This is a genomic window from Luteolibacter sp., from assembly GCF_058122085.1.
Window position 1 is genome coordinate 1 of the sequence record NZ_JBIKBQ010000182.1, and the last position, 3,889, is coordinate 3,889.

A 3,889-nucleotide genomic window follows, 5' to 3' on the forward strand; every position below is an offset into this window, starting at 1 on the left:
GGATGGATGATGACCTTGCTTGACGGAAAGCTCAGGAAGACCATCATCCCGCCCGACGCATCAATCCCAAACAGCCTCTCCTCCGCACCACCATGAACCTTCGTTTTCTCACCGGATTTGCCGCACTCGGATTCGTTTTAATTACTTCCTGCACTCCTTACAACGAGCACCCGAACAAGAAGCCGACACAAAAAACGGCGCAAAAAGCCGCCACTACCGCGGAACAACAAAAGATCCAGGAACAACGGGATCTCATGAAGCAAAAGGAAGAGCTCGCGAAAGCGGAGGAGCTCAAGAATGCCACCCCCGAAACTCCTGCCACCACTCAGACGACCCCGCCTAGGGAAACGCCCAAACTTCCGGTTGAGGAAAAGCGCGCGGAATACAAGTTCGCCAACAAGGTTCCCGGCAAGGACGGCTTCGTCTTCAGCCCTTATAACAACAAGGTGGTCGATGTCCGCGACATTCCCAGCGGCACTCTGGTCCAGGACCCGACCTACACCGGCGCGGGCAAAGGCTACTTCCGCGTGCCTTGAGATTTTACTGATTCCCGGTAAACCTGCTTAGGAAAACCGACCGGGTCCGGCGCACTGGACCCGGTCTTTTTGTTTTTGATGAAGACGGATTTTCAAAACATCACCATCCTCGGCGGCGGCCTGCTCGGCGGTTCACTCGCCCTTGCGCTCGGTGCGTTGGAAAACCCGCCCAAGGTCAGGCTGTGGGCGCGCAAACAGGAAACCGTCGAGGCCGCGCGCGATCTCGGCATCACCGGAGCCACCGGCGATCTTGGCGAAGCGGTTCGAGACGCGGATCTCATCGTTCTCGCCGTCCCGGTCGGCTCGATGGCCGCCCTCGTCACATCCGCCCTGGACGCGGGCTTGCGCGACGGCTGCCTCGTCACCGACGTCGGCAGCGTCAAGCGCGTGCCGCACCTGCAGATCGGCCCATTGCTCCATGGTCGGGAAATCCATTTCATCGGCAGCCACCCGATGGCCGGCTCCGAGCGCAACGGCCTCTCCGCCGTCACCGCGAATCTATTTCAAAACGCCGCCTGCCTGCTCACCAACGACGACGGCGCTCCAGCGGAACTCACCGCCGCCTTGGAGCGATTTTGGCAAACCATCGGCTGCCGCACCTCGTGGATGAGCGCCGCGGTCCATGACGAGCTCGTCGCCCGCATCAGCCACCTGCCGCACCTCATCGCCGCCAGCGCCGCACGCGTTTGTTTGAAGGACCCGTCGGAAGGCCGCTTCGGCGGCGGCGGCCTGCGCGACACCACCCGCGTCGCCGCCGGAAACCCCGCGATGTGGGCGGAAATCGTCACCGAAAACCGCGAGGCGCTCATCGGCCCGCTCCGGGAAACCATCGCCGATCTGCGCGAAATCCTTGCCAGCCTTGAAAGCGGCGACCAAGAACACGCCCGCCAATGGCTCGCCACCGCCAAGCAGCGGCGCGATCCGTTGAACCCACCCCAATAGTTTTTTCACCACCTCTCATGTCGGAATTTCGAGTCAAAGCCATTTCAAAACTACACGCGGAGTTCAGCGTCCCGGGCGACAAAAGCATGTCCCACCGCGCCGCCATCCTCGGCGGACTATCCAACGGCACCTGCACCATCCGTAACTTCCTGCCCAGCGAGGACTGCATCAACACGCTCAACGCCATGAAGGCGCTCGGCGCGTCCTACGAGGTCCTCGACGAGCTCGAAGGCTACGGCCCTATCAACCTGCGCATCCAAGGCCAGTCGATGAAACTCAGCGCGCCCGCCGCGCCGATCGACTGCGGCAACGCCGGCACCGGCATGCGGCTCCTGGCAGGCCTTGTCGCCGGCCAGTCCTTCTCCACCGAACTCTTCGGCGACGCCTCGCTCTCCTCGCGGCCGATGGGCCGGATCACCATTCCGCTCGGCCAGATGGGCGCTCACATCGAAACCCTTGGCGAGAAACCCGGCTGCGCTCCCCTGCTCATCCACGCCGCCAAGCTGCACCCCATCACTTACGACATGCCGGTCGCCAGCGCGCAGGTGAAAAGCGCCGTGCTGCTCGCAGGACTTTTCGCCGAGGGCGAGACCACCGTCATCCAGCCCGCCGAAACCCGCGACCACACCGAGCGGATGATGGCTTCCTTCGGCATGACCACCCGCCGCGAAGACAACGCGATCTCGATCGACGGCGGGCAAGTCCCCCAAGCCTGCGACTTCACCGTCCCCGGCGACATTTCCAGCGCGGCCTTCTGGCTAGTCGCCGCGGCCGCCATCCCCGGCTCGCGCCTGCTCGTCAAGGACGTCGGCCTCAACCCGACCCGCACCGCGATTCTCAAAGTGCTCGGCCGCATGGGCGCGCACATGTCAGAGATCGTCCATGAGTCCGATGGCGAGCCCATCGGCAACATCGAGCTCCACGGTGCGTCCCTAACCGGCACCACGATCTTCATCGACGAGGTTCCTAACCTGATCGATGAAATTCCGGTCATCGCCGTCGCCGCCGCGCTGGCGCAAGGCCGCACGATCATCCGCAACGCCAAGGAGCTCCGCGTCAAGGAATCCGACCGCATCTCCACCGTCGTCAACCACCTCCGCGCCATGGGAGCCGAGGTCGATGAGTTCGAGGACGGCATGGAAATCGAAGGCGGCAAGCCGCTGCACGCCGCCGTGATCGACAGCCACGGCGACCACCGCATCGCCATGGCCTTCGCCATCGCCGGGCTTTTCGCGGAAGGCGAAACCGTGATCCAAAACACGGACTGCGTGAACACTTCCTATCCGGGATTCGCCCATCACCTCGACGCCATCCTTCACGAGCGCTCGCAAGCCGCCGACTTCACCCTGCCCACCGTTTCCCGCGCATGACCACCACGCCCCGTTTCGCCATCGCCATCGACGGACCCGCCGCCTCCGGCAAAAGCACGCTCGCCCGCAAGCTCGCCGAACGCCTCGGCCTCGTCATGGTCAACTCCGGCGCCATGTATCGCGCCGTCACCTGGAAGGCGCTCCGGGAAAACATCGATCCTTCTGACACCGCCGCGGTGATCGATCTGTTAAACCGCATCGACATCCATTGCGGCGAAGAAGGCATGACCTCCACCTGCACCATCGACGGCGTCGATCCGGGCGACGAACTCCGCAGCGAGACGATCAATTCCAACGTCTCCGCCATTGCCGCCATTCCCGAAGTCCGCGACAAGCTCGTCGCACTCCAGCGCGGTTACCTCGACCACACCAGCATCGTCATGGAAGGCCGCGACATCGGCTCCGTGGTGTTTCCGGACACGCCTTATAAAATCTACGTCGATGCCAGCGAGGAGGTCCGCTCCGCCCGCCGGATCGCGGACGGCGAGGTCGATTCCGTGGCCAAGCGTGACGCCGCCGACAGCGAGCGCACCACCGCCCCGCTGAAAATCGCCGATGGCGCCGTGGTCCTCGACACCTCGAATCACACCATCGAGAGCGGCGTCGATGCCGCCATTGAAATCCTCAAACAACAGGGCCTGCCCGCACTCCCATGAATCCGGAAACTCCCATGCGCTGGATCTATTGGTTAGGTTGGATGTCATTCGGCGCCGCCTTCCGCACGCTCTTCGGTCTTAAAATCGTCGGCGAGGAAAACCTTATTTCGGAAGGCCCGGTCCTCATCGCTTCCAATCACCAGAGCTTCCTCGACCCGCCGCTCATCGGAAACCTCTACAAGACCGAGATGACTTACCTCGCCCGCAAAACGCTGTTTGTGGGATTCGGCAAATGGCTCTATCCGCAATGGAACGCGATCCCGGTGGACCAGGACCGCCCGGACATGGGCAGCCTCAAGACGATCATCCGCAAGCTCAAGGAAGGCGAGCGCGTCCTCGTCTTCCCCGAAGGCGAGCGCACCCTCAACGGCGACATCGGCGAGGC

5 protein-coding genes are annotated in these 3,889 nt (G+C 63.0%); all 5 read left to right on the top strand.

Annotated features, from left to right (window positions below):
* The first annotated feature begins 92 nt into the window (after positions 1-92).
* Entirely contained in the window at positions 93-536 is a 444-nt protein-coding gene (locus AC4DF4_RS18035) for a hypothetical protein (RefSeq protein WP_490049491.1), read from the top strand.
* A 78-nt stretch (positions 537-614) separates the two neighbouring features.
* Positions 615-1,478 (top strand): prephenate dehydrogenase, encoded by an 864-nt coding sequence (locus AC4DF4_RS18040; protein WP_490049492.1) that lies wholly within the window; start codon positions 615-617, stop codon positions 1,476-1,478.
* Positions 1,479-1,495: 17 nt separating this feature from the next.
* Positions 1,496-2,848, top strand: coding sequence for a 3-phosphoshikimate 1-carboxyvinyltransferase (aroA, locus tag AC4DF4_RS18045; RefSeq protein WP_490049493.1), 1,353 nt, complete (start codon positions 1,496-1,498; stop codon positions 2,846-2,848).
* The gene (gene cmk / locus AC4DF4_RS18050) at positions 2,845-3,504 is read left to right on the top strand and encodes a (d)CMP kinase (protein WP_490049494.1); all 660 of its coding nucleotides are present in this window, start codon (positions 2,845-2,847) and stop codon (positions 3,502-3,504) included. The genes aroA and cmk overlap by 4 nt, the downstream gene beginning before the upstream one ends.
* Positions 3,501-3,889 (top strand): lysophospholipid acyltransferase family protein (locus tag AC4DF4_RS18055; protein ID WP_490049495.1); only part of this gene is annotated, 389 nt, incomplete at its 3' end. The genes cmk and AC4DF4_RS18055, both read left to right, overlap by 4 nt.